Origin of the sequence: Streptomyces sp. NPDC000410, from assembly GCF_040300305.1 — a bacterium.
Taxonomy (GTDB): Bacteria; Actinomycetota; Actinomycetes; order Streptomycetales; family Streptomycetaceae; genus Streptomyces.
This window is the reverse complement of record NZ_JBEPDM010000016.1, coordinates 24,773-47,924: the sequence shown is the minus strand read 5'-3', so window position 1 is coordinate 47,924 and position 23,152 is coordinate 24,773. Positions and strand designations below refer to the sequence as shown.

Genomic DNA, 23,152 nt, shown 5'->3' with positions numbered 1-23,152 from the left:
GGGTCACCAGGTGACCGGGAGGCCGCCGAGCCCGTAACTGGACACCTCGTGGCGGAAGTCGAGTTCCTCGAACGGTACGGCCAGGCGGACACCGGGCATCCAGCGCAGCACGGCGGCCAGCATCTCCTCGATCTCGACCTTGGCGAGCCACTGCCCCAGGCACTGGTGGATGCCGTGGCCGAAGGCCAGATGGCGGCGGGCGTCGCGGTGCGGGTCGAGGGTGTCGGGGGACGGGAAGACCTGCTCGTCGCGGTTGCCCGCCGAGAGCGACAGGACAACGCCCTCACCGGCCCTGATCAGTACGTCGCCGAGCTGTACGTCCTGGGTGGCGGCGCGGGCCAGGCCGTTCTGCACGATGGAGTGGAAGCGCAGGAGCTCCTCGACCGCCGCGGGCAGCAGGCTCTCGTCCTTGGTCAGGGCGTCGGCCAGGCCGGGATCGGTGGCCAGGCTGAGCAGGCTGAGGCTGGCCTGGCTCGTGGTCGTGCCGTGTCCGGCCACCAGCAGCAGTCGGCACATCGGGACCAGTTCCTCGACGCTCAGCCGGCCGGGCCGTACTTCGTCGATCACCAGGCGGCTCACGAGATCGGTGCCGGGGTCCGCGACCCGTGACTCGACGAGTTCGCGCAGGAAGCCGTCCAACTCGTCGCGTGCGGCGGCCACTTGGTCGGGTGTGTAGCCGCGGTCGATGAGGATCGCGCTGCGGGACTCGATGAAGTCCCGGCGGTCCTCGGACACCCCGAACAGCAGGGTGATGACGCGTGAAGGAACGGGTGTGGTCAGACCGGCGACGAGATCGACGGGCCGTTCACCGGCCACCAGAGCGGCCAGCATCTCGTCCAGCAACTGCCGGAGCACGGGGCGCATTTCCTCCGCCTTGCGTGACAGGAAGTCGCGGGTGAGCATCGACCGCAGCCGGGAGTGGTCCGGATCGTCCATGCGGATGAACGAGGCCGTGTGGGGCTGCGCGCGGACCAGTTGCGAGGTGCGGGTGAGCATCGGAAAGCCGGGGGCGCTCGTGACCGCGGTGAACCGGCGGTCGCCCAGCACGGCCCGGACGCCGGCGTGCGAGGTCACCAGCCACACCTCGCTGCCGTCCCACAGCGTCACCCGGCTCGCGGACCGTCCGGCCCGCAGCGTCGCGAGCTGCGGGGGCGGGTCCACGGGAGAGACGCGTGGCATCGGATACGACGGTGGCGCCGCCTTCTCGTCCCGGAGCGCTGCGTCGTTCTGCATCATCCACCGCCTATCGCTGCACAGGGGCACTGCCGACGTGCTGTCGCCGTCCCAATCTGCCGTGCCCGCGCGGACGAGTCCTCGCCTGCGGCCGGGCGTGCATAACCGGCCCGAGACAGTCATAACCTGAGGCGCCGACAGGCATTCACCGGCAATGGCGCACCTGATAGCGTCGCGGCATCCACCGCGCCGACCCTGCTTTTCCGGGCGGCGACGCACGCCATTTCCAGGACATTCACGCGCCCCGTCCTTCGCCCACCGGGAGAATGATGACTTCAGCACTGCAGGGGAAAGTCGCGCTCGTCACGGGTGCGAGCTCGGGTATCGGCGAGGCCACGGCACGGGTGCTGGCCGCCGAGGGTGCCGCCGTGGCCGTCGCGGCCCGCCGGGTCGACCGGCTGCACGCCCTCAGGGAGGAACTGGAAGCCTCCGGGACCACCGTCCACGTCCTTGAACTCGATGTCACCGACGAGCAGGCGGTCCATGCCGCCGTGCGCTCGACCGTCGCGGCCCTGGGGCGGCTGGACGTCCTGGTGAACAATGCCGGGCTGATGCTGCTGGGTCCCGTCGAGGGTGCCGACACCACGGACTGGACCCGGATGATCAACACCAATGTCCTGGGCCTGATGTACATGACCCACGCGGCGCTGCCGCACCTGTTGAAGAGCCAGGGCGCGGTCGTGCAGATCTCCTCGATCGCCGCGCGGGTGGCGGGCCGCGGCGCCGCCGGCTACAACGCCAGCAAGTTCGCCGTGAACGGCTTCAGCGAGGCGCTGCGCCAGGAGGTCACGGAACGCGGTGTGCGGGTGGTGGTCATCGAGCCGGGTACGGTCGCCACCGAACTGCGCGAGCACATCACCCACGCCCCGTCGAAGGCCGCCATCGAGGAACGGGTCAGCAAGATCCGGCAGTTGCAGGCCGGCGACATCGCCGAAGCGGTGCGCTACGCCGTGACGGCGCCTCCCCACATGACGGTCAACGAGATCTTCATCCGCCCGACCGACCAGGCCTGACCCTCACCACCCCGCCCGGCACCTCACCGCCTCGCCTGATACCTCACCACCCCGCCTGACCTCCAGGAACCCGTCTGACCTCCAGGAACCCGGTGCGCCGTTCCCCTCGGGAGCGGCGCACCCGGCTGTCCGGACGGTCTTCGGACGCTCTCGTTCCCCTGCGCGAGGAGAGCCCGAAGAGAGGACCTGCCTAAGATCGCCGCAGCGAATTCATTGAGCCATTGCGGACAATCAAGCGGCACAGTCCTTGACCAAAAGGGAAACCGACATTGTCTTCTGGGTCAGAAATACCTTTTCCTTTCACCCGTCCTGATCTCTCGTTGCTGGACGCGGTCGGGCAGTGCGGGGATCTCACGGAAGTGGCCCGGCGCACCGGATCGCGGCACGGCGCCGTCGAGCGCCAGCTCGACAGGCTGGACAGGACCGTCGGCCTCCCCCTGACCCTGCGCAGCCGTCACACCGCGCGGCTCACCGCGGCGGGCTCGCGGATGCTCGTCGCCGGACGCCGGTTCTTCCGCCAGGTCGACCTCGCCGTCCAGACGAACATCTTCGGGCGCGGCTCCGAGGCCGTCGACGCGCCCGGATTGCTGACCATCGCCTCCGCCGAACCGCTCCTCGAGGACGTGGTCGAGGAGGCCGCGGCCACGCTGGACATCCTGCTGTCGGTCCACAACGACACCCCTCAGCAGGTCATGCGCCGTCTGGCCGGCTATCACGTCGACGCGGCACACACCTGGAGCGCCGACGCCCCGCGAGGCGCGCTCGAGCGGACCGTCCGCACGTACGGCGTGCTCGACGATCCGCTGTGGGTCACGTTGCCGGTCGACCACCGTCTGGCGGACCGGGACGTGGTCGCGCTCGCCGATCTGCGCGGCGAGAACTGGGTGTCCGAGGTCGGCCCCGACTCGGAGGTCCTGGTCGCCCGCGTCTTCCAGGCGGCCGGTCTGCCCGCCCCCGCCGCGCTGGAGGTCACCGACGCCTCGGTCGCCCGGGGGATGCTGCGTCGCGGCGACGCCATCGGGCTCGGCTCCCCCACGCATCCGGCCGTGCTCGCGCCTTCCGTGGTCCACCGGTCCGTCGTGGAGCGCCCGCGCCGGTCCACGTTCCTGCTCGTCGACCCCACGGTCGTACCGCGCGCGCTGGCCGAGCGGCTCGCCGCGCTGCTCGCCGACCGCTATCTGAAGCGCTTCGCCGAGCACCACCAGGGGCTCCTGCGCGAATCCTGGTGGGCGCGCTGGTACCGGGAACAGTCCGGCGGGACGGCCCACGCCGTACGCTCCGTGCGGGACGCGGGCGCACCGGACGCGCGGCCGGTGCCGGCCGGGACCGCCCCGGCCGCCACGAGCACCGCGAGCACGGTGACCCTCGCGGCCGTCCCGGCCGCCGCGCCCAAGAAGTTCGACATCGAGGACCTGGACGTCCTGCGGGCGGTGGCGAAGCACGGCAGCATCAACCGGGCGGCCACCGTGCTCTCCATCAGCCAGTCCGCGCTGACCCGCCGCATCCACCGGCTGGAACTCGGCCTCGGGGCCCGGCTGTTGCTGCGCAGCGCCCGCGGTACGGACCTGACCAGTCCCACCCGGCGGTTCCTGCACCAACTCGCCCGGTTCGAGGCCGAGTTCCATGATGTGGCGGTGGCCTGCCGCGGCATCGCCCTGCCGGCGTCGCCCCGGCGGGACGGGGCGTACCGGCAGGACGGGGCGCACCGGGCGGCTCAGCTCGCGCCGAGCGCCACGTAGTCGTACATGCCGAACGAGCCGGTGACGTAGATGTTCCGGGCGTCGGGGTGCCGGTAGAGCAGCGAGCGCGGGTACAGGTACGGCACGATCACGGCTTGTTCCATGGTCAGCCGGTCGATCCGGTGCCAGATCTCCGCGCGCTCGGCCGGGTCGCCGGACGTGGCGCCGCGGTCGAGCAGCTCGTTGATCTCCGGATCGTCGAGTTCGCCCATGTTCTGGTTGCCGCGCTCCTTGATCGCCCGCCCGTCGACGATCTGCTGGAGGAACCCGTATCCGTCCGGGAAGTCGGCGCCCCAGCCGAACATGATGATCCCGATGCCGTGCTCGCGCAGATACGCCGGGCATCCGCCGTAGATGTCGAAGTAGTCGCCCGACGGGAAGTCCAGGACCTCGGCCTCGATCCCGACCCGGGCGAGGCCCGCGGCCAGCGCCTCGGCGGCCCGGTACTCCTTGAGCCGGTCCTTGCGGGCGGCGATCTTCGTACGGAAGCCGTCCGGCATCCCGGCGGCGGCGAGCTCGGCACGGGCCGCTTCCAGGTCCCCGGTCCCCTCGTCGCCGACCGGGTAGCGGTCGAAGGCCTCGTAGCCGTCGATGGTCGGGGGCAGGATGGTGGTGGCGATGTCCCCGCCGACCGAACCGCCGTACGCCGCCTGCATGGCGGCCTTGTCCGTGGCGAACTGGACGGCGCGCCGGCAGTGGATGTTGTCGAACGGGGCGATCCTGCTCGACAGGCAGTAGATCCAGGTGAACCCGGTCAGCGGGTTGTCGGCGTTGGCCCGCAGCGAGGGGTCGGCCAGGATCCGCTCCTGAGTCGAGGGCTGCACACCGAATCCGGCGAGGTCGATGTGCGCCTCTCCGGCCAGCAGCATGCGGTCGACCTCGTGCGGGTCCTTGCCGAGGTGCACCTCGATGCGCTCGGCGCGCTGCCTGCGCACCGGGTCCGTCGCCGGGTCCCAGTGCGGATTGCGTTCCAGCACGGCCAGTTCACCCCGGGTGTACGAGACGATCCGGTACGGCCCGGTCGCGACCGGCCGCAGCCGGTAGTCCGCGCCGGTGTCGAGACGGCGCGGCACCGGCGTCGTGCTGGGCATGGTCGCCAGCAGATCGAACCCGGCGAACGGCTCCTCGAGCCGGAAGACGAGGGTGCGCTCGTCAGGGGTCTCCAGCGTGAGGGGCCCTTCGGTGCCGGGTTCCCGCCACGGGCCGCCGTAGTCGGTGCCCAGCAGGTGCCGGAAGTAGGTGGGTCCCGCGCCCAGGACGTCGGTGCCGTAATTGCTCCTGGCGATGGCGTACTTGATGTCCCCGGCCGTGACCGGGCTGCCGTCCTCGTACCGGAGCCCGGGGCGCAGCCGGTACGTCCAGGTCCGCCCGCCGTCGGACGACTCGCCCAGCGACTCCGCCAGGTCGGGCACCAGCCGCTGTCCCGCCTTGCCCGGCGCGGTGTCGAAGGTGACGAGGGTGCGCCCGATGAGCCGCAGGAAGTTCCATGTGTAGGCGTAGTACGTGTTCCCGGGGTCCAGCGAGTCGAAGTCGTCCGTACGAACGAGCCGAAGGGTGCCGCCCAGGGCGGTGGTCGGCTCGACCACCCCCCGCGACCCCGCATCGAAGCCGGTTCCCGTACTCGTCGACCGAGTGCTCTCCATGTCCCTGCAGCCCTCCTCGCGGATGCTCTCCCCACCCATCTTGTGGGTGGCGGGAGGGGTCGAGGGGGAATCGGGCGGGGCGCGCATAGCCGACGGCCGGACGGTATAGCCGGGGGTGATCCCACCCCCGGCCGTACCGTACGCCTACGGGCGCGGCGTGAACGTGATCACGTCTCCCGCCCGCTCGCCACCCGACAACTGGCCGTTCCGGTCGGTGCGTATGTACACCCGGTGCAGCCAGCGGTCCTTGCCGTCCCAGCGCGGGCTGAACGGCGTACGGGCGTGCGTGGTGCGGAAGTTGTCGATGATCAGCACATCGCCGGGGGTGAGCTTCACGGCCTCCGTCACATCGTCCAGGGCCTTGGACAGGGCGGCGACGGCCTCCTTGTCCGCGGGCTCCACGGGTGCGAGGAGCTCGCGGTCGTAGCCGAGGTACGGGTCGTTCTCGTTCCCGTACAGCGGCTTCACGTTGGCGATGGCGCCCGGGTCGTCGACGCCGCCGCGGAAGGCCACGTCGACGCAGCAGGGCACCTTGCGGTCGAAGAGTCTGCTCTTCGTCTCGTCGTCGAGGAGCGTGAGCGCCTTGCGCACCGAGCCGACGAGTGTCTCGGCCCGGTGCTCGTGGTCGGCGCGGGAGCAGGCGAGCATGACGTAGTTCGGCTGGAGGACGTGGTACGCCATCTCGGTGTGGAACTCCAGCAGCGTCTCGGAGGTCTCGGACGAGAGGTAGTGGGCCCCCGGCGACGGATACACGTCGTGGTAGACGGTGCCGGAGCGCAGCTCCGCGTACCCGGTGTGGAGTCCGAGCCTGCGGCCGGTCATGGCGAGCATCGCCTCCATGGCCAGCAGCCGGCGGTCCAGCGGTGCCGGGGTGGCCGTGGGCGTGGTGGGCAGCTCGTCGTCCGACTCCAGCGGTAGCCCGCGAAGGAGCAGGTAGCCGTCGGTGTTGCCCTCCGCGTTGAACGTGTCCAGTGCCGAGGCCAGTTCCGCCGGCAGCTTCGCGGACAGTTCCTTCGCCTTGTCCAGGAAGCCGTGCAGGTCCGCGCGTGGCACGTCGGGGAGTTCGGCCACGAGGCCGCGCAGCTGATCCTGGTGCGGGGTGCAGTCGATGATCGGAGAAGCCATGGGTGCGATGTCTCCTTTACGTCTGTAAGCGATGAGCGCGGGCGTACTGGTACAGCAGCTCCGCACCGATCTCGGTCGCCAGGACGGACGTGATCCCGGCGTGGTCGTAGAGGGGCGAGACCTCCATCACGTCGAAGCCGACCGGCTTGATGTCACCGACGCAGCGCAGCAGTCCGAGGACTTCACGCGAACTGAGCCCGCCCGGTGCGGGGGTGCCCGTCCCGGGGGCGAACGCGGGGTCGACGACGTCGATGTCGACCGACACGTAGACGGGCCGGCGGCCGACCCGTTCCCGGATGAGGTCGGCGGTGCCGGCGACCCCCAGTTCGCCGAACTCGTCCGCGGTGACGACGCGGACGCCGTGCCCGCGGGCGTAGTCGAGCGAGTCCGGCTTCGGGTTGTGGCCGCGGATGCCGATCTGCACCATCGCGGCCGGGTCGATGAGCTTCTCGTCGATGCCGTGCCGGAAGGGGGTGCCGTGGTGGTACTGGCCGCCGTAGAAGGCCGGATTGGTGTCCGAGTGGGCGTCCAGGTGGACCACGGCGACGGGGCCGTGCTGCTCGGCCACGGCGCGCAGCGCGGCCACGGTCAGCGAGTGGTCGCCGCCGAGCATCATGAAGGCGGCGTTGCCCTTCAGCAGGTGCGCCAGATGCAGCTGCGCCGTCTCGATCGCGATGTTCATGTCGAACGGTGTCAGATCGATGTCGCCGCCGTCGACGCAGTTGATGAGGTCGAAGGTGCCGGGGCCCCGGTCGATGCCGACTCCGTGGATGAGACCGGACTCGCTGCGGATGGCGCGCGGACCGAACCGGGCTCCGGGCCGGTAGCTCGTGCCGCCGTCGTAGGGGGCGCCGATGACGACGACGTCGTACCCCCGTGGATCCCGGTCGAGCGGCAGGCGCATGAACGTGGGGATCTGGGCGTAGCGGGGTGAGACATGAGAGTCGATGCGTTCCACGGTCTCAGTTCCCCTCCGGGGTCTCGACAGCGGCCAGGGGCACGGGGCAGGCGTACGGGCTGAGGGCCACCGGGCGGGCGTACGGGCTCGGGGCGGCCGGGCGGGCGTACGGTCTCATGCCGCACCCCGTTCCAGCCGGTCGGCCACGGACCGCACCACGTCGGCGGTGCTCACCTCGCCGGGATCCTCGCCGGCCACCACGGTGCGGTCGAACAGCTCCCGCACGACCTGCCGTTTGGCCGCGTCGACGGCCTGCTCCGCGACCCCCTGCTCCAGGAGCAGCAGCGAGAAGGAGGAGGTGGTGCCCGACCCTTCGTGGACGCCGAGCTTGGGCCGTCTGACGGTCTCGTCGGGCAGCAGCCCGGCCATCGCGGCGCGCAGGACCCACTTGTCCCGTCCGTAGCGGCGCTTGAGGCCCGCCTCCAGCGAGACGAGCAGGTCGAGCACGTCGCGGTCCCAGTAGGGATGGGTGGACCAGTGGCCGCTCACGGCGGACAGCACGGGCGACATCTCGTTGAGACCGTCGTACGTCGCCATGTCGTACGCCACGGCCGTGTCCAGGTTCGGCAGCCGGTCCTCGCGGTGCATGCCCGCGAGCGGGATGTCGGCGCCGTACCCGGTCAGGACCCGGCGCGCCGGGCCGTCGAGCGCGCGGTAGAGGGCGACGAGCGGCAGCAGGTACTCGATGATCTGCGGGTCCTCGGACTCCGAGGCCCATACCGCGTAAGGGAGTTGCCGCAGCAGGTCGGCGGTGGGGACGGTGATCTCCCGGTGCCGCGAGCCGAGATGGCCGGCGACCGCGCGGGCCTGGACGAACTCGTCGGACACGTCCGTGCCCATCGAGAGTGAGTCGATGGTTCCCGCCGAGCGGTGCGCGAGCGCGGCGACCCCTGAGGAGTCGATGCCGCCGGAGAGCACCACCAGAGGTGTGCTGCCCGGGGTGATGCGCGCGCCCACGGCCCGGTCGAGGGCGGCCCGCACGGCGTCCACGGCTTCGTTCTCGTCCATGATCCGGCGTGCCAGGGGCGGGGTCCAGGTGCGATGGGTCCCGGCCGTACCGGTGTCGAGGTCGATCTCCATCACCGCGCCCGCCGGCACCTGGTAGACGCCCGGCAGGCCGCGGACGCGGCGGGCGTCCGCGAAGGGGAAGCCCCGGGGACCGCCGTGCCCCGTGAGGGTCTTCGCCTCGGTCGACGCCGTGACCTCGCCGGGGCCGGCGCATACGTACAGCGGGACCGATCCGGCGTGGTCCGTGGCCAGCAGGACCTGTCGGCCGGTGCTGACGACGGCCGCGAACCGGCCGTTGACGAGGCGGAAGGCGTGGAGGCCGTAGCAGTGCAGCAGGTCCAGGAGCAGCTGTGCGTCGCCGGCCTGCTCGGTCTTCGGGCCCAGTACGGAGTACAGGTCGTCACGGTTGTAGATCTCACCGGCGATCAGCACGGCGGTGTCCGCGTCGCGGGCCTGGGCCGAGTCGGGTGGGGTCCCGGGGGCGTGCACCAGGGTCGCGTTGAGGGTCTGCGAGCGCAGACCCAGGCCGACGCCGGTGTGGGTGCCCCGGGTTGCGAACGCGGCTTGGGGGATCCCGCCCCCGCTCGGACGAGCGGAGGCGAGGAAACCGAAGGCCGCAGGAAGGTCCTGGGAGGCCATGATCAGATGCTCAGCGCTCCGAACCCGCCCGGCTGGAAGTCGTAGCTGATGGGGACCTCGATCAGGAAGGGACGGCCCAGCTCGGCGCCCTTGCGCAGCGCGGCCAGGAGCTCCTGGCGGTCGGTCGCCTTGGTCGCCTCCACGCCGTTGGCCTCGGCGAGGGCGACGAAGTCGACGCCGGTGAACTTCACCGCCGGGTCGTGGCTGCGGTGGTGGCCGAGGTTCTGGTAGAGCTCGATCAGACCGTTGGTGTCGTTGTTCACGACCACCGTCACGATCGGCAGGTTGAGGCGGGCGATGGTCTCCAGGTCCGCGCTGTTGGAGTGGAAGCCGCCGTCGCCGGCGATGAGGAAGGTGGGCTGGTCCGGGCGTGCCATCTGGGCGCCGATGGCGGCGGGGATGCCGTAGCCGAAGCTGGAGCAGCCGGCCGAGGTGAGGAAGCCGAACGGCTGGTCGGCGCGGGCGAACAGGACACCGTAGTGCCGGAAGAAGCCGATGTCGGAGACGATCGTGCCCTCGCCGGCCTCGGCGACCTCCTCCATGACCGTGTTCATCGAGTCCATGACCTGGTGGACCCGCATGCCGTCCTCGTGGACCGTCGGGTCCGCGAGGAACTCCGCGACGCGGGCGCGCAGCGGCTCGATGTCGTGCCGCTCCTTGGCCTTGAGCGAGGCGGTCGCCGTGTCGAGGTGCTCGACGAACGCAAGGACGTCGGTGACGACGTCGACGGTCGGCCGGTAGACGCGCGGGATCGGGTTCGCCGTGGGCGAGACGCGGACGGTCTTCTTCTCGGCGCCCTTCTGCCACATGGAGGGCCGCAGGTCCTCGGCGTAGTCGTAGCCGACGGTGAGGATGAGGTCGACGGGCGCGAACAGCGTGTTCAGGGCCGGGAAGTCGAGGATGCCGTCCATGTAGCCGGTGACGGCGCCGTAGTTGAGCTCGTGTCCGTGCGGCAGGACGCCCTTGGCGATGTACGTGGTGATGACCGGGATGTTGAGCCGCTCGGCGAGGGCGCGGATGGCGGGGACCGCGCCGGAGCGGATCGCGGCGGCTCCGACGACCAGCACCGGGTGCTTCGCGCCCTTCAGGAGCTCGACTGCCTCGTCGGCGGCCTTCTGCCAGCCGTCCGCGACGGCGCCGATGGGCTTGGCCGGGGTGTTCGCCGGCGGCTGCTCCACGGAGAGGTCGATGCCCTCGGAGGAGCCGAGCAGGTCGACCGGGAGGGAGATGAACGAGGGGCCGACGGGCTCGGTCATGGCCGCGGTCACGGCGGAGTCGACGAGGTCGGTGACCTCCTGCGGGCGCTGCAGTTCCACCGCGTACTTCGCCATCGGCGCGATGATCGAGACGGAGTCCAGGCACTGGTGGGTGTCGTTGGGGAAGATGTCGTGGGACTCCGACTGGGCCGCCATCGCGATGACCGGGGAACGGTCCAGGATGGAGGTGGCGATGCCGGTGGAGAGGTTGGTCATGCCGGGGCCCAGGGTGGCCCAGCACGCCTGGGGGCGGCCGGTGATGCGCGCGAGTACGTCGGCGGCGACACCGGCGGTGAATTCGTGCCGGGTGAGGACGAAGTCGACCCCCTCGACCTCGTCGAAGAGGATCGACGCGGCCTCGCGGCCGACTACCCCGAACACCTTTTCCACGCCATGGTCGCGCAGTCGCGTCAGCAGGGCGTGCGCGGCGGTCGGCTTGTTGCTGGGGCCGGTCGATACACGGGACATGGATGGTCTCCAGACTCGGTCAGCGGTGGACAGTTCTCGCCAACCCTGACCAGGTGTCCTCTTCTCTCCCTCTCCCTGGAATATCGGGGAGCGCGCGGAGAGAACCCGGAGAGCGCTGGACCAGAAGGCTCCGTTTGCCCCCTGTTACGCACGCATCGCAGGCCACGCCCTTCTCCGGGAGTCCGGAGCCCGTCCGTCCGCCGGCCGGTGAGAGGGGGTGGTGTCCCTGGGGAAGATGCGAGAGGCTGATCGATCTCGATGGATCTTCAGCACAGGGAGGCTACGCGCTCATGGCGATACCGGGGAACGAGTCCTTACCGGCAGCAGGTACGTACGAGATCGACCCGACGGCATCGACGGTCAGCTTCTCCATGCGCACCGTCTTCGGGCTCCTGCCGGTCCACGGCACCGTCACGATCGAGCAGGGCCGGATCACTGTCGCCGAGGTCGCGGAAGAGTCGTCGGTGGACGTCTCCATCGACGCGGCCAGCTTCGATTCCGGCATCAAGAAGCGTGACGACCACGTCAAGTCCGCCGACTACCTGGACGTGGCCCGCCATCCCGAGATGGCCTTCCGGAGCCGACGCCTGGAACGATCCGGCGACGCACATGCCACCTTGTACGGGGAGCTGACCGCGTGCGGGGTGACTCAGCCGGTGGCCGTCACGCTCGGTGCCGTCGCCCACGACGAGAAGCGGCTCACGGCGCGCGGAACCGCCACGATCGACAGGTACGCCTTCGGCGTCACCAAGACCAAGGGCATGACGGGGCGCCGCCTCAAGGTCACCCTGGAAGTCGTCGCGAATCTCTGAACCGCTGCCTCCGGCCGGCACGAATCCCTCTCAGAGGGTCCGGTCAGGCCAGTCGCAAGGTGATCCAGGGAACGCTGTCCCCCGGCAGCAGGTACCGCTCGAACTCGACGAACCCGTGCTTGTGCGCGAAGCGCAGTCCGTCCACGTTGGAAGCCAGGACGATCGTTTCGATCGTCGTCGCGCCCAGCGTTCGCGCGTGGTCGATCCCGCGCCCGTAGAGCTCTCCTCCGATCCCCTGCCCTCGGTGGGAGGAGAGCACCCGGGCGATCACCGTGGCCGTGGAGGTGTCGCTCGTGGGCGGACGGACCGTCGTACAGCCCACGAGAACGTCACCGAGGTACGCGACCTCCAAGTGATAGCGCTGGGCTCGCTCACGCACCTCGTTGAGAGACAGGGTGGCGGTGGGGATGATCACGTTGTGGACGTGCTGCCAGTCCTTGAGCGCGGCATCGCTTTCCGGCTGTTCGATACGAAGATCAGTCACCGCCACAGGAAACCCGCGCGCCCGGCGGGGCGTCAACCGCATTCGCTCCCGGGCACGCTCCCGTCTCTATATGAAAGTGCCACAAACCGGGCGTACGCTGGTCAGAACGCCGTAATGCACCGTGTGTGAGCGACGGAGACGGCACATGACCGACCCCCATGGCTTCCTCAAGACCCCCCGCCGGCCGGTTCCGGCGCGCCCCGTCGAGGAGCGACTGGGTGACTGGAACGAGGTGTACGCGGGGCAGGCGCTGCTTCCGCTCGTCTCCGAGCAGGCGGGGCGCTGCATGGACTGCGGCATCCCCTTCTGCCACAGCGGCTGCCCGCTGGGGAACCTCATCCCGGAGTGGAACGCGTACGCGACACACGGCGACTGGAGGGCCGCCGCCGAGCGGCTGCAGGCGACCAACAACTTCCCCGAGTTCACCGGGCGGCTGTGCCCGGCGCCGTGCGAGGACGCCTGCGTGCTGTCCATCAACGCCGATCCGGTGACGATCAAGAACGTCGAGCAGGCCATCGCCGACCAGATCTGGGAGCGCGGATACGCGCCACCGCAGCCGCCCCAGCGGCTGAGTGGGAAGACCGTCGCCGTCATCGGTTCCGGACCGGCGGGACTGGCGGCCGCCCAACAGCTCACGCGTATCGGTCACACCGTTGCCGTCTACGAGCGCGCCGACCGCATCGGGGGCCTGCTGCGCTACGGCATTCCCGAGTTCAAGATGGAGAAGCGGCACTTGGACCGCCGCATCGAGCAGATGATGGCGGAGGGCACCAAGTTCCGCACGGATGTGGACGTCGGCGGCGAACTCGACGCCGCCGAACTGAGGATGCGTTACGACGCGCTGGTCGTCGCCGTCGGAGCCACGGCGCGGCGGGAGCTGCCCGTCCCGGGCCGCGAGCTGGACGGCATCCACCAGGCCATGGACTACCTGACCCTGGCCAACCGGGTCAGGGAAGGCGATTTCGACGCGTCCCCCGTCACCGCCGAGGGAAAGCACGTGGTGATCGTGGGTGGCGGGGACACCGGCTCGGACTGTCTGGGGACCGTCCTGCGCCAGGGCGCGGTGCGTGTGGTGCAGCTGGACATCAACCCGGAGCCCGGCGGCGCACGGCCGGACAGCCAGCCCTGGCCCACGTACCCGAAGGTCTACCGGATCTCACACGCCCATGAGGAGGCGCGCGGGCGGGAGGGCACGGATCCGAGGATGTTCTCGTCGGCAACGCTCCGCTTCGACGGGGACCGGGCGGGCCGCGTACGCGCGCTGCGTCTGACCGAGGTGGAGCCCACGGCCAGGATGCCCCTGCCGGACACCGAGCAGGTGATCCCGGCGGAGCTGGTGCTGATCGCCCTCGGGTTCTCCGGTCCCGAGCGGGGTACGGGCCTGATGGAGCAGCTGGGGCTCGTCCTGGACGAGCGGGGCAACTTCGCGCGAGACGCGAACTTCGCGGCGAGATCAGCGGGCTCGGCGCACTCGGCGGGAGCTCCGGGACCGGTGCGATCGGACCGTACGGAGCAGCAGGCCGAGCGCACAGACCGCCGCAACGGGGCGGACGGGGTGTTCATCGCGGGCGACGCGGGGCGCGGCCAGTCCCTGGTGGTGTGGGCCATCGCGGAGGGACGTGCCGCGGCGGCGGCCACTGACCGCTACCTGACCGGCTCCACCGTGCTCCCGGCCACGATCACACCGACGGACCGGCCCCTGACCACCTGACGCCGCACCCCAGGGGCGAAGTGGAACCGGTCGGGCTCAGGGGTGGCCGGCCATGCCGCCGCCACGCAGTCGTAGAGCATTGCGCCGAGGAAACCACCCAGCACGTTTCCGACAGGGTTGCCGAAGGCCTCGGCCGCGGTGAATGCCGGTTGTTTTTGCCTCGTTCACCGTCACGGCAAACAGCGGGCAGGACGGAGCAGCGGGATCCTGCGCATCTCGGCACTGTGGCACGGCTCCTGACAAACCGAAAGTTCCGTCACTCGAACCGGAATCAATGTCCGGACGGGCCGGTGAACAGTCGCGAGAAGACAGCCTCACGGCATGCACATGCCGATGCGGCCAGGCACGCGAAACGAGGCCGGGCAGTCACAGCCCGACGGCGACGGCGACGCGGGCCGATCCGGGCGTGACGATCACCGATGTCCGCTTCGACCGCTGGAATCACAGTCATGTAATTCCTCCCATTTCAAACCGCTTGTGGTGGCAATCACAGAATTGAGACTTGCCGCCGACACCCGTCCCCTCGGATGCTTAGGCCCGGCGGAAATCCCCTATTCCCCGATTTACCGCCTCACACTGAATCCCCACCGCAGATTCACTTGAAAGGGCAGCGCCGTGCGTCTTTCTCACCTCTCGGGACGAGTAACGTCCAAGATCTCCAAATACCTCGTCGGCGGTGTCGCCTCGGCCGCGGTTCTGACCGGAGCGAGCGCTGCGGTTCTCCCCACTCCTGCGTCCGCAACTCCCGCAAGCACACAGCGGGTTGACGGTTGGATCAAGCACGCCCTGCTGGTGATGAAGGCCAAGGGAATTCCCGGCAGCCACGAAGGAATCCGCCGGAATCTCATGCGCGAGTCGAGTGGCGACCCGTTCGCGATAAACCTCTGGGATTCAAACGCAAAGAAGGGCATTCCCTCCAAGGGCCTCATGCAGGTCATTGACCCCACATTTCGGACATACCACGTTGATGGCACTTCATGGGACATATATGACCCAATTGCAAATATCGCGGCGGCATGCAATTACGCGGCCAAGCGCTACGGGTCGATCGACAACGTGAACTCTGCCTACTGATCATGCCCCGGCGCGGCATGACTCCCGCCCCCTGAACCCCCCGGCCATCCGGTTCAGAACTTGCCCGACTGCTCCTCGGTACGGTGCCCCAGCTGCCTGCCGAACTCGGCGAGGAAATCGACATCGAGCGGCGGCCACCCCCAGAACTCGAAGGCCAGCGCTCCGAGGTCGAAGCCGGACGACCATTGCCACTCGGTGACCGGAACCGCCTCGCCGCAGGTGGAGCAGGCCGCGCTCCCCTCGCCCGCCTCCTTCCATGCGTCGATGCCGCCCTGGAACGGCTGCCAGACCTCGTCGTCGGCCTCGAACTCCTCCGGGTAATCGATGATCACCGTCTTCGTTTCGCAGCGCGGGCAGGTGGCGGACTCCGGCTCGATCTCGCCCTGGCCCCCTATGTGGGACTCCCGCCCGACGATGACGGCCACCGGGCCCGGGATCCAGTCCGAGCCCCAGTCATGCGCGGTCCGCTGCCAGTTGGGGCCGGGGACATAGCCCTCCTCCACTTTCCTGCTGTACATCCCGTCGCCGGACATCTCGCGGGTGAGCAGGCCCTCCGAAACCATCCACTCGACCATGCGCTCCGCGAGCGGCCCGGCCTCTTCGGCAGTCACTTCGACGTCGACGATCCGCTCGAAGTAGTCACCCATGGATCTCGCCCTTCATCTTCAACTCCTTCTCGAACACGCCGCCTACTGTGCCAGCGCCCACTGACGGCAGGCCATCAGCAGGCATCCCGTCCTCGGTAGGAAGCCGACCGTCGTGGCGCCGCCGTCGGCGTGTCCCGACACCGGCACCCTCGGCGGGCCGGTGACGCGATTCGGGCGGACTCGTGGCGTAATGACGCCATTTGCACACCCGGCGGGGTGCGGTCTGGGACGGTGCCGACAGGACTGTCACCTCGTCAGAAGGAGCCCGCCGTGCCGATCTCATTCTCACGGACCCGCGTCGCCGTCGCGGCGGCCGCCGTCGCCTCACTCGCTGTCGGGGCGCCGGCCGCCTACGCCGCGCTGGACGAGGACCGGGCCGTGGTGGCGGCACGGGGCCAGGAGTACGTGCAGACGCGGCTCTTCTTCGGAACCGAACGGCCCGACGGCGGGCCGACCGTGACCGACCGCCAGTTCAGCGCCTTCATCGACCGGCATGTGACCCCCGCCTTCCCGGACGGACTCACCGTCCAGGACGGCCAGGGACAGTGGCGCGACGCCACCGGGACCATCGAGCGGGAGCGGTCGTTCGAGCTGATCCTGCTCTATCCGGCCGCCGAGAGCGGTGCCAAGGACCGGAGCATCGAGCGGATCCGCACGAAGTACGAGAAGTTGTACGCCCAGGAGTCCGTCGCCCGCCTCGACGAGACAGTGCAGGCGGACTTCTGACCTTCGCCGACGCAGGCACTCGCGTCCACTGCGTCGCGCACGGCGCGGCTGCGCGCTCAGCGCGACGCGCGTGCGGTGCCGGTTGCGGTAGCGGCAGCAGCGGTGACGGTGCTGGTGGCGGTAGCGGCGGCGGTGGCGGTGGCGGGGCGTCCGTACAGCACCGCCGCCAGCATCGCCCCCACGAGCCCGCCCACGAGCTGAGCCGCGATGAAGCCCGGCAGCGAAGCGGGAGCGATGCCCGTGAAGGAGTCCGAGAACGCCCGGCCGACCGTCGCCGCCGGGTTCGCGAACGAGCCCGAGGACGTGAACCAGATCGCCGCGGCGATGTACGCGGCCACCGCCACCGGCATCAGGCGGGCACGGCCGATCCGCTCCAGCCCATGGACCAGCAGCACCAGGCCGGCGGTCGCCACCGCCTCACCGATGAGGAGATGACCGGCCGAACGGATCTGGGTGGACCAGGTCCCCAGAGCGCGGCCGAACATGCCCTCGGCGAGCAGCGCTCCGGCGACCGCGCCGGAGAGTTGCGCCGAAAGGTAGAGGCCCACTTCCCGGCCGGTGAGCCCGGTACCGCCGCGGCGGTGCGACCACCAGGCGGAGAGGGTGATCACCGGGTTGAGATGGGCGCCGGAGACCGGCGCGAGCAGCGCGATCAGCAGGCCGAGCCCGATGGCCGACGCCAGTGAATTGCCCAGCAGCCGGACTCCGGAGTCCGGGCTGATCGCGGCCGCCTGGATCCCCGAGCCGACGATCACCAGCACCAGGGCGGCCGTTCCGATCAGTTCCGCCACAGCCCGGCGCGAAAGCGCGCTTCGTATACCCACAGCAGCTCCCCCCAAACCCTTAACACTCATGTTTTTGGAAACTATATTCCGTCATTCGGAATGCTCGCGACCCTCCGGGTCGACCTCCAGGGGGCGTGCGGAAGCGCGAGGGAGGGGTCGGGGGGAGCGATGCGCCGAATATGGTTTATCGTTCACATAGACGTGGCGCGGACGAGACCGTCGGCCACGCCCCCACAGCCGCCCCGGCCGGCCTCCCCCGACCGGCCGGGGCACCCTCCCCCAAGCCCCCTAGGGATGCTCGCCCAGGACCCGTTCGATGGTGTCCGCTTCGGCGGCGGGCTTGTCAGGGCGGTGGCGTACGACGCGGGCGAAGCGCAGGGCCACACCCGCCGGATAGCGCGAGGACCGCTGCAGCCCGTCGTAGGCGATCTCCACGACGAGTTCAGGGCGTACGCGCACCACGAACCCGTCGTCGGCCACCGCCAGTTCCCGCAGACGGTCGGTCTGCCAACGCAGCATCGCGTCGGTGAGGCCCTTGAAGGTCTTGCCGAGCATGACGAAGGTGCCGTCGGCCGCGCGGGCGCCCAGGTGGAGGTTGGAGAGCAGCCCGGTCCGCCGGCCATGGCCCCACTCGGCGGCCAGGACGGCGAGGTCGAGGGTGTGTACGGGTTTCACCTTGAGCCAGGAGCGCCCGCGCCGGCCCGCGACGTAGGGCGCGTCGAGGGCTTTGACCATGACGCCTTCGTGGCCCCGGTCGAGGGTGGCGGCGAGGAAGTCCTCGGCCGCGCTCCGCTGCGGAACGGAGTCGGGGTCCTCGACCACGACGCGGCGCACCCGCATGGGTCCGGGAACCAGGCGGGCCAGGGACACGTACCGCTCCCGCCCCGGCAGGTCGAGCAGGTCGGTGCCGTCCACGGCGAGGATGTCGAAGAAGACCGGCGACAGGGGCAGCGCGGCCGTCGCCGCGGCGACATCCGTCCGCGAGCCCACGCGCGAGGCGATGTCCTGGAAGGGCAGCGGCCTGCCGGACGGATCGAGGGCGATCACCTCACCGTCCAGGATGAACCGGTCTCCCGCCAGTTCCCGTACGGACGCGACGACATCGGGCAGCCGGGCGGTGATGTCATCGAGGGAACGCGTGTGAATGCGGACCTCCTCGCCGCCACGGTGGACCTGGATGCGGATGCCGTCGAGCTTCTCCTCGACACAGCAGGCTCCCAGCGCCTGGATCGCGTCGGCCACCGACGCCGCCGTGTGAGCGAGCATCGGCTGCACCGGGCGGCCCACGCGCAAACGGAACGCGCCCAGCACCGCGGGGCCCTCGGCGAGCAGCGCCCCGGCCACCCGCGGCAGGGAGCCGTCGAGCATGACCGCGCGCCGAACGTCCGCGGGGGCGGCGCCCGCCGCCGCGGCGACGGCCTCCAGGGCGATGGCGTCCAGGGCTCCCTGACGCACCTCCCCCGTCAGCAGCCGGAACAGGAATTCCTGTTCGGTCCCGGTCGCTGCGGCCATCAGGTCATGAACACGGCGCTTGCGTTCTGCCAGCGCCCCGGCTCCGGCCACCTGAGCGAGTCCGGTCAGTGCCGTGTCGGTTTCCGCGACGGTCAGTGTGGGCCGGTCGGCAGGGCGGACGCGGTCCTTCAGAACGCTCCACCCCACGCCCAATCGGCCCTGTGGGAGCCGTCCGGCGAGATACGAGATGACGAGGGCGGCTTCCTCGGGGCGGGCGTCGGCGAACAGCGAGGCCAGAGCCTCGATCTTTCGTGTGCGGGACGGATCGGCGGCAACCTGCCGTGACACGTCCGCGAGGCGGGCCAGCAGCATGCCGCCATCGTGCCCGGCGGCGGCGCGGCGCGCACGCCCCGGGGCTCGGGACGGGCAGGGGTTCGCGAGACGCGCAGGACTCCCCTCGGTCGTGTCTTCAAAGTCCCGTCTGCCTGGCGGCGCCGGGCTCGAACAGCCGGTCGAGGTGGCGGTCGAGCAGCCGGAGGGCCTCTTCAGGGGTGTGCACGTGCAGCAGGGTGTACGCCGTGAGCCCGTCGACCAGGCTGATGAGAATCATCGCCTCCTCGTCGAAGTCCCGGCCCGTCGGAAGCTCGCCGCGTTCGGCGGCCTGGCGCAGCAGTCCGGCGAAGAAGTCGCGGAGTTTCGGGATGCCCTCCCGGGCCTCGCCGCGCAGCCGCTCGTCGTGCACGGCCCGGGCGAAGTAGGCTGCGGCGACGAGCTGGCCGATGCGGCTGTGCTCGTCCAGCGGCAGCATCCCGGCGAGGCATTCACGCAGCACGAATCGGGGCGGGGGCTGTTCGGTCAGCTCGGCCGCCGCCTTCTCGATCCGCTCGCGGATGCGCTGGTCGGCGAGCTGGTTGATCTGCCGGAGAGCGAAGACGAGCATCTCGTCCCTGCTCCGGAAGTAGTACTGCAGCCTGCCGAGGGAAACGCCCGCCTCCGCGGCGACATCACGCAGGCTGACCCCGTCGAGCCCCCGTGTGCTCGCGATGCGCCAGAGCGCCTGGGAGATCTCCCGGCGTCTCTCTTCATGATCCACCTTCTTGGGCACGGCAGCCTCACTCTCTTTTACAAGTCACTTGTACCGTTGTAACGTATCGCCATCCAATACAGTTGACTTGAAAACGGGGATCCCTCATGTCCACGCGAACTCCTCCACTCCTGCGGCCACCCCGCTTCGGGGTGGATCCGCTCGCCCGGCGCTGGTGGACCGTGCAGGCGCTGCTCTCCGTCAGCGGGCCGATGCTGCTGGTCGCAGCCACGCTGGCGATCCTGTCCGCGCTGTTCTTCGCCGGGGCGCTGCCGTGGCTCGGCCCGCTTCTGCTGGTGACGCTCGTCGTGCCCGCGCTGCTGTACGTGAGCGTCATGCCTCGCCGCCGCTGTGCCGTGCACGGCTGGGAGCTGGGCACGTACTCCGTCTACGCGGCCGGCGGCTGGCTGTGGCAGAAGCGGCGTATCGCACCGCTGTCCCGGGTGCAGACCGTCGACACCGTGCGCGGTCCGGTCCAGCGGCGGTACGGGCTCGCGACACTCACCGTCACCACCGCGTCCACGGCGGGGGACATCCTGATCTCCGGCCTGTCGGACGCCGACGCGGAGGAGCTGTCCCGCCGTATCAGTGAGGCCGCGCAGGCGGTCCGGGGGGAGGCCGTATGACCGCCGTACTCCCCGCCGCCTCCCCGGCGGCCCGGTCCGCGCACTGGAGGCGTCCCGACGCTCGCACACTGCTCGTGCAGTGCGGCTGGCTTGCGGCGCCACTCGGCTCGGCCGCGCTCACCGCGCTCGCCACCGGCGGGCGGATGGGTCAGGGCGCCTGGATCACACTGGGGGCGATCACCGCGGCGTTCATCGTCGTCGCCGCCTTCGGTGCCGCCCGGTGGAGCCGCACCCGCTACCGGCTCACCGACGACTCGCTCGTGCTGCGCAGCGGCGTGTTCCACCAGCGGCTGCGGACCGTGCCGCTGGAGCGCATCCGCAGCGTCGATCTGACCGCCACGCCGGCGCACCGGCTCCTCGGCCTCACCGTCGTCCGTGCGGGCACCAGCGCCTCGGGCGGCGGGCAGGGCGAGATCGCCCTCAACGCCGTGTCCCGGAGCGAAGGGCAGCGGCTGCGCTCCGCGCTCGTCGCGAAGGCCGACCGCCACTCGCTCGCCGGCGATCCGGTCCTGGCGCGCATCGACTGGCGCTGGCTGCGATATGCCCCGCTGACCTTCTGGGTCATCGGCGGCGTGGGGGTCGCGGCGGGCACGGTGTACCGCGTGCTGGACGGCATCGGAATCGAACCGTGGCGGGTGGGCTTCGTCCAGCGGGCGTTCACCGAGTTCGGCAACAGCATGCTCTGGCTGACGGTCCCGGCCGCGACGCTGGCCGTCGTCGCCGTCGGTTCGCTCGGCGCACTCGTGCTCTACACCGAGAACTGGTGGAATCTGCGCGCCGAGTGGATCGACGACCGCACCCTTGCCGTACGACGCGGACTGCTCACCACCCGGGCGGTCACCATCGAACGCGCCCGGCTGCGCGGCGTGGTACTCCGGGAGCCGCTCCTGCTGCGGGCCGCCGGTGGTGCGACCGTGCACGCCGTCGCAGGCGGGCTCGGCGACGTCGAGGAGACCCAGCGGCGCGGTGCCCTGCTGCCGCCCGCCCCCCGCGCCCGAGCGGTGCGGGTCGCCGCGGGCGCCCTCCAGTTGCCGCGACCGCCTTTCGAAGGGGCCGACTTCACGCCGCACCCCCGGGTGGCCCTGCGCCGCCGGACCATGCGCGGGCTGCTGCTGTTCGTCCTGCCGGTCACGGCCGCCCTGGGCATTCTCGGCGCGCTGCTCACGCCTGTGCTGCTGCACAGCGCGTGGGTGTTCGCCCTGGTCGCCGTGCCCGTGGTGGGGTTGCTGGCCCGCGACGCGTACGGAGCTCTCGGGCATGCGCTGAGCGGACGCCATCTGCTGGTCCGCTCCGGCACGTTCAGCAGGGACACCCTCGCCCTGGAGCGGGACGCGATCGCCGCCTGGACGTTCACGTCCTCCCCGTTCGCCCGCCGGGCCGGTCTGGTGACCGTCACGGCGGCGGTCGCGGCGGGTGAGCACGGCTACCGCATCCCGGATCTTGCGGAAGAGACCGCTGCCTCGTTCGCCGCCACGGCGGCACCCGGGATCATCGAGGAATTCCTTCACGACGCCTGAACCTCTCCCGTCATTCATTCAACTCCCCTAACCTGCCGGTAATTTGAGCCACTCCCGACAGCAGGCAGGGGACCATGGGGAAGCTCTCGCGCACGGCCGTGCCCGCCCTGGCAGCCGCAATGCTGGGTATCGCACTCGCACCCGTGGAGGCGCCCGCGGCCGAACCCGCCGGCGCTGCCGCCGGGCCGGCCTATTCGTCCACCACCTGGGTCGGCGTCCACAACGCGTACGAGAAGGCGAAGTACCCGTACTTCGCGGACGCTCTCGACTCGGGCGCGGGAATGCTGGAACTGGACGTGTGGACCAATGTGTTCGGCAGATCCTGGCGGGTCTCCCACAACAATCCGATAGGCAACGACAACAACTGCGTGAACGCGGCGAACGCGGCCGAGCTGCGCTCCAAGGCCCGCAACCAGGATCTCGGCGGCTGTCTCGCCGACATCCGCGCCTGGCACGACGCCAACCCCGGACACCGGCCCGTCGTGCTCAAGATCGAGCTGAAGGACGGATTCCAGGGCCGGGGCGGCCGCGGCCCCGCCGCCCTCGACGCTCTGCTGACGGCCCGGCTCGGAAACGCCCTGTACCGCCCGGCCGACCTGGCGGACGGCCGGCCCGATCTCGACTCCGCCGTGCGCGCCCAGGGGTGGCCCGCCCGCTCCGCCATGGCCGGGAAGTTCGTCGTGGAACTCATTCCGGGCACGGTCGAGGAGAGCAACCCCGCCGACTCGCTGTGGACCGACCGTGAGTACGCGACGCACCTGCGCGACCTCGCCGCGGCGGGCCGGCTGCGGGAGGCCGCCGCTTTCCCCGCGGTGCACGGAGCCCAGAGCGGCGATCCACGCAGCCGGTACTCCGACGCGACCCTCCGTCCCTGGTTCGTTCTCTTCGACGGCGATGCCGCCGCCTACGCGGGCGGCTCGATCGACACGGGCTGGTACGACCGGAACCACTATCTCGTCGTCATGACCGACGCCCACAACGTGGCGCCGGCCATCGACGGCACGAACCCCACCGAGGCGCAGGCCCGCGATCGCGTGGGACTACTCGCGGGGCGGCATGCCAGCGTGGTCTCCGCCGACTGGTACCCGCTGCCCGGGGTGCTGGGCACCGTGCTGCCACGGGGGACGGCCTCCGCTCAGCAGTGACGGCATG

The 23,152-nt window shown here is 70.4% G+C and carries 20 protein-coding genes; 9 read left to right on the top strand and 11 right to left on the bottom strand.

Translation table 11 applies throughout. From position 1 onward, the window contains the following. Nucleotides 1-3 precede the first annotated feature (3 nt). Nucleotides 4-1,233 carry a cytochrome P450 gene (locus ABT342_RS18445; protein WP_351574392.1) on the bottom strand — a complete coding sequence of 410 codons (1,230 nt, stop codon included), beginning with the start codon at nucleotides 1,231-1,233 and terminating at the stop codon, nucleotides 4-6. Between the two features lie 269 nt (nucleotides 1,234-1,502). Between ABT342_RS18445 and ABT342_RS18440 the strand changes: the two genes are divergently transcribed. Together ABT342_RS18440 and ABT342_RS18435 are read left to right on the top strand one after the other, a co-directional pair. Beyond that, nucleotides 1,503-2,246, top strand: coding sequence for an SDR family NAD(P)-dependent oxidoreductase (locus tag ABT342_RS18440; protein ID WP_351574389.1), 744 nt, complete (start codon nucleotides 1,503-1,505; stop codon nucleotides 2,244-2,246). Nucleotides 2,247-2,605: 359 nt separating this feature from the next. Continuing rightward, nucleotides 2,606-3,985 carry a LysR family transcriptional regulator gene (locus tag ABT342_RS18435; RefSeq protein WP_502965568.1) on the top strand — a complete coding sequence of 460 codons (1,380 nt, stop codon included), beginning with the start codon at nucleotides 2,606-2,608 and terminating at the stop codon, nucleotides 3,983-3,985. Here ABT342_RS18435 and ABT342_RS18430 read toward each other — a convergent pair. The 5 genes from ABT342_RS18430 to ABT342_RS18410 all read right to left on the bottom strand — a co-directional run bounded on the left by ABT342_RS18430 (nucleotide 3,961) and on the right by ABT342_RS18410 (nucleotide 11,082). Then, nucleotides 3,961-5,628 carry an ABC transporter substrate-binding protein gene (locus tag ABT342_RS18430; RefSeq protein ID WP_351574385.1) on the bottom strand — a complete coding sequence of 556 codons (1,668 nt, stop codon included), beginning with the start codon at nucleotides 5,626-5,628 and terminating at the stop codon, nucleotides 3,961-3,963. The two genes, ABT342_RS18435 and ABT342_RS18430, sit on opposite strands and share 25 nt — an antisense overlap. 144 nt (nucleotides 5,629-5,772) lie before the next feature. After that, nucleotides 5,773-6,753 carry a clavaminate synthase Cs1 gene (cs1, locus tag ABT342_RS18425; protein WP_351574383.1) on the bottom strand — a complete coding sequence of 327 codons (981 nt, stop codon included), beginning with the start codon at nucleotides 6,751-6,753 and terminating at the stop codon, nucleotides 5,773-5,775. Between the two features lie 16 nt (nucleotides 6,754-6,769). Continuing rightward, on the bottom strand, nucleotides 6,770-7,711 hold the full coding sequence (gene speB, locus ABT342_RS18420) for an agmatinase (protein ID WP_351574381.1): 942 nt from the start codon (nucleotides 7,709-7,711) through the stop codon (nucleotides 6,770-6,772). A gap of 114 nt (nucleotides 7,712-7,825) precedes the next feature. Further along, entirely contained in the window at nucleotides 7,826-9,358 is a 1,533-nt protein-coding gene (locus ABT342_RS18415; protein ID WP_351574380.1) for an asparagine synthase-related protein, read from the bottom strand. Nucleotides 9,359-9,360: 2 nt separating this feature from the next. Further along, on the bottom strand, nucleotides 9,361-11,082 hold the full coding sequence (locus ABT342_RS18410) for a thiamine pyrophosphate-binding protein (protein ID WP_351574377.1): 1,722 nt from the start codon (nucleotides 11,080-11,082) through the stop codon (nucleotides 9,361-9,363). A 290-nt stretch (nucleotides 11,083-11,372) separates the two neighbouring features. Here ABT342_RS18410 and ABT342_RS18405 point away from each other — a divergent pair, with 290 nt between their 5' ends. Then, the gene (locus ABT342_RS18405) at nucleotides 11,373-11,894 is read left to right on the top strand and encodes a YceI family protein (RefSeq protein WP_351574374.1); all 522 of its coding nucleotides are present in this window, start codon (nucleotides 11,373-11,375) and stop codon (nucleotides 11,892-11,894) included. 43 nt (nucleotides 11,895-11,937) lie between these two features. Here ABT342_RS18405 and ABT342_RS18400 read toward each other — a convergent pair whose 3' ends face one another. Beyond that, on the bottom strand, nucleotides 11,938-12,378 hold the full coding sequence (locus ABT342_RS18400) for a GNAT family N-acetyltransferase (RefSeq protein ID WP_351574371.1): 441 nt from the start codon (nucleotides 12,376-12,378) through the stop codon (nucleotides 11,938-11,940). Between the two features lie 145 nt (nucleotides 12,379-12,523). Between ABT342_RS18400 and ABT342_RS18395 the strand changes: the two genes are divergently transcribed. Continuing rightward, a complete protein-coding gene (locus ABT342_RS18395) occupies nucleotides 12,524-14,089 on the top strand; it encodes a glutamate synthase subunit beta (RefSeq protein ID WP_351574370.1) in 1,566 nt (521 codons plus the stop codon). A gap of 615 nt (nucleotides 14,090-14,704) precedes the next feature. Then, nucleotides 14,705-15,163: a transglycosylase SLT domain-containing protein gene (locus ABT342_RS18390; protein WP_351574367.1), complete on the top strand. Its 459-nt coding sequence runs from the start codon at nucleotides 14,705-14,707 to the stop codon at nucleotides 15,161-15,163. Between the two features lie 53 nt (nucleotides 15,164-15,216). On the opposite strand, the gene ABT342_RS18385 is transcribed toward ABT342_RS18390, so the two are convergent. Continuing rightward, entirely contained in the window at nucleotides 15,217-15,810 is a 594-nt protein-coding gene (locus ABT342_RS18385; RefSeq protein ID WP_351574364.1) for a hypothetical protein, read from the bottom strand. A gap of 270 nt (nucleotides 15,811-16,080) precedes the next feature. Between ABT342_RS18385 and ABT342_RS18380 the strand changes: the two genes are divergently transcribed. Beyond that, entirely contained in the window at nucleotides 16,081-16,536 is a 456-nt protein-coding gene (locus tag ABT342_RS18380) for a DUF3574 domain-containing protein (protein ID WP_351574361.1), read from the top strand. Nucleotides 16,537-16,592: 56 nt separating this feature from the next. Here the strand turns inward: ABT342_RS18380 and ABT342_RS18375 are convergent, their stop codons facing one another. The 3 genes from ABT342_RS18375 to ABT342_RS18365 form a co-directional block, all read right to left on the bottom strand. Continuing rightward, nucleotides 16,593-17,390: an aquaporin gene (locus ABT342_RS18375; RefSeq protein ID WP_351574358.1), complete on the bottom strand. Its 798-nt coding sequence runs from the start codon at nucleotides 17,388-17,390 to the stop codon at nucleotides 16,593-16,595. Between the two features lie 219 nt (nucleotides 17,391-17,609). Beyond that, entirely contained in the window at nucleotides 17,610-19,145 is a 1,536-nt protein-coding gene (locus ABT342_RS18370) for an ATP-dependent DNA ligase (protein ID WP_351574355.1), read from the bottom strand. A 97-nt stretch (nucleotides 19,146-19,242) separates the two neighbouring features. Then, a complete protein-coding gene (locus ABT342_RS18365) occupies nucleotides 19,243-19,878 on the bottom strand; it encodes a TetR/AcrR family transcriptional regulator (RefSeq protein ID WP_351574352.1) in 636 nt (211 codons plus the stop codon). A gap of 86 nt (nucleotides 19,879-19,964) precedes the next feature. Here ABT342_RS18365 and ABT342_RS18360 point away from each other — a divergent pair, with 86 nt between their 5' ends. The 3 genes from ABT342_RS18360 (at nucleotide 19,965) to ABT342_RS18350 (ending at nucleotide 23,145) form a co-directional block, all read left to right on the top strand. Beyond that, a complete protein-coding gene (locus ABT342_RS18360) occupies nucleotides 19,965-20,483 on the top strand; it encodes a PH domain-containing protein (protein WP_351574349.1) in 519 nt (172 codons plus the stop codon). After that, complete coding sequence (locus ABT342_RS18355; RefSeq protein WP_351574346.1) at nucleotides 20,480-22,000, top strand: PH domain-containing protein; 1,521 nt, start codon at nucleotides 20,480-20,482, stop codon at nucleotides 21,998-22,000. The genes ABT342_RS18360 and ABT342_RS18355 overlap by 4 nt, the downstream gene beginning before the upstream one ends. A gap of 74 nt (nucleotides 22,001-22,074) precedes the next feature. Beyond that, nucleotides 22,075-23,145 (top strand): phosphatidylinositol-specific phospholipase C domain-containing protein, encoded by a 1,071-nt coding sequence (locus tag ABT342_RS18350; RefSeq protein WP_351574343.1) that lies wholly within the window; start codon nucleotides 22,075-22,077, stop codon nucleotides 23,143-23,145. The last annotated feature ends 7 nt before the right edge of the window (nucleotides 23,146-23,152 follow it).

Bases quoted from the DNA above. Each gene is read 5' to 3' on its own strand.
- ABT342_RS18445 (WP_351574392.1), bottom strand. From the start codon at position 1,233: ATGCAGAACGACGCAGCGCTCCGGGACGAGAAGGCGGCGCCACCGTCG.
- ABT342_RS18440 (WP_351574389.1), top strand. From the start codon at position 1,503: ATGACTTCAGCACTGCAGGGGAAAGTCGCGCTCGTCACGGGTGCGAGC.
- ABT342_RS18430 (WP_351574385.1), bottom strand. From the start codon at position 5,628: ATGGAGAGCACTCGGTCGACGAGTACGGGAACCGGCTTCGATGCGGGG.
- cs1 (WP_351574383.1), bottom strand. From the start codon at position 6,753: ATGGCTTCTCCGATCATCGACTGCACCCCGCACCAGGATCAGCTGCGC.
- ABT342_RS18415 (WP_351574380.1), bottom strand. From the start codon at position 9,358: ATGGCCTCCCAGGACCTTCCTGCGGCCTTCGGTTTCCTCGCCTCCGCT.
- ABT342_RS18410 (WP_351574377.1), bottom strand. From the start codon at position 11,082: ATGTCCCGTGTATCGACCGGCCCCAGCAACAAGCCGACCGCCGCGCAC.
- ABT342_RS18405 (WP_351574374.1), top strand. From the start codon at position 11,373: ATGGCGATACCGGGGAACGAGTCCTTACCGGCAGCAGGTACGTACGAG.
- ABT342_RS18395 (WP_351574370.1), top strand. From the start codon at position 12,524: ATGACCGACCCCCATGGCTTCCTCAAGACCCCCCGCCGGCCGGTTCCG.
- ABT342_RS18385 (WP_351574364.1), bottom strand. From the start codon at position 15,810: ATGGGTGACTACTTCGAGCGGATCGTCGACGTCGAAGTGACTGCCGAA.
- ABT342_RS18375 (WP_351574358.1), bottom strand. From the start codon at position 17,390: ATGAGTGTTAAGGGTTTGGGGGGAGCTGCTGTGGGTATACGAAGCGCG.
- ABT342_RS18370 (WP_351574355.1), bottom strand. From the start codon at position 19,145: ATGCTGCTGGCCCGCCTCGCGGACGTGTCACGGCAGGTTGCCGCCGAT.
- ABT342_RS18360 (WP_351574349.1), top strand. From the start codon at position 19,965: ATGTCCACGCGAACTCCTCCACTCCTGCGGCCACCCCGCTTCGGGGTG.
- ABT342_RS18355 (WP_351574346.1), top strand. From the start codon at position 20,480: ATGACCGCCGTACTCCCCGCCGCCTCCCCGGCGGCCCGGTCCGCGCAC.
- ABT342_RS18350 (WP_351574343.1), top strand. From the start codon at position 22,075: ATGGGGAAGCTCTCGCGCACGGCCGTGCCCGCCCTGGCAGCCGCAATG.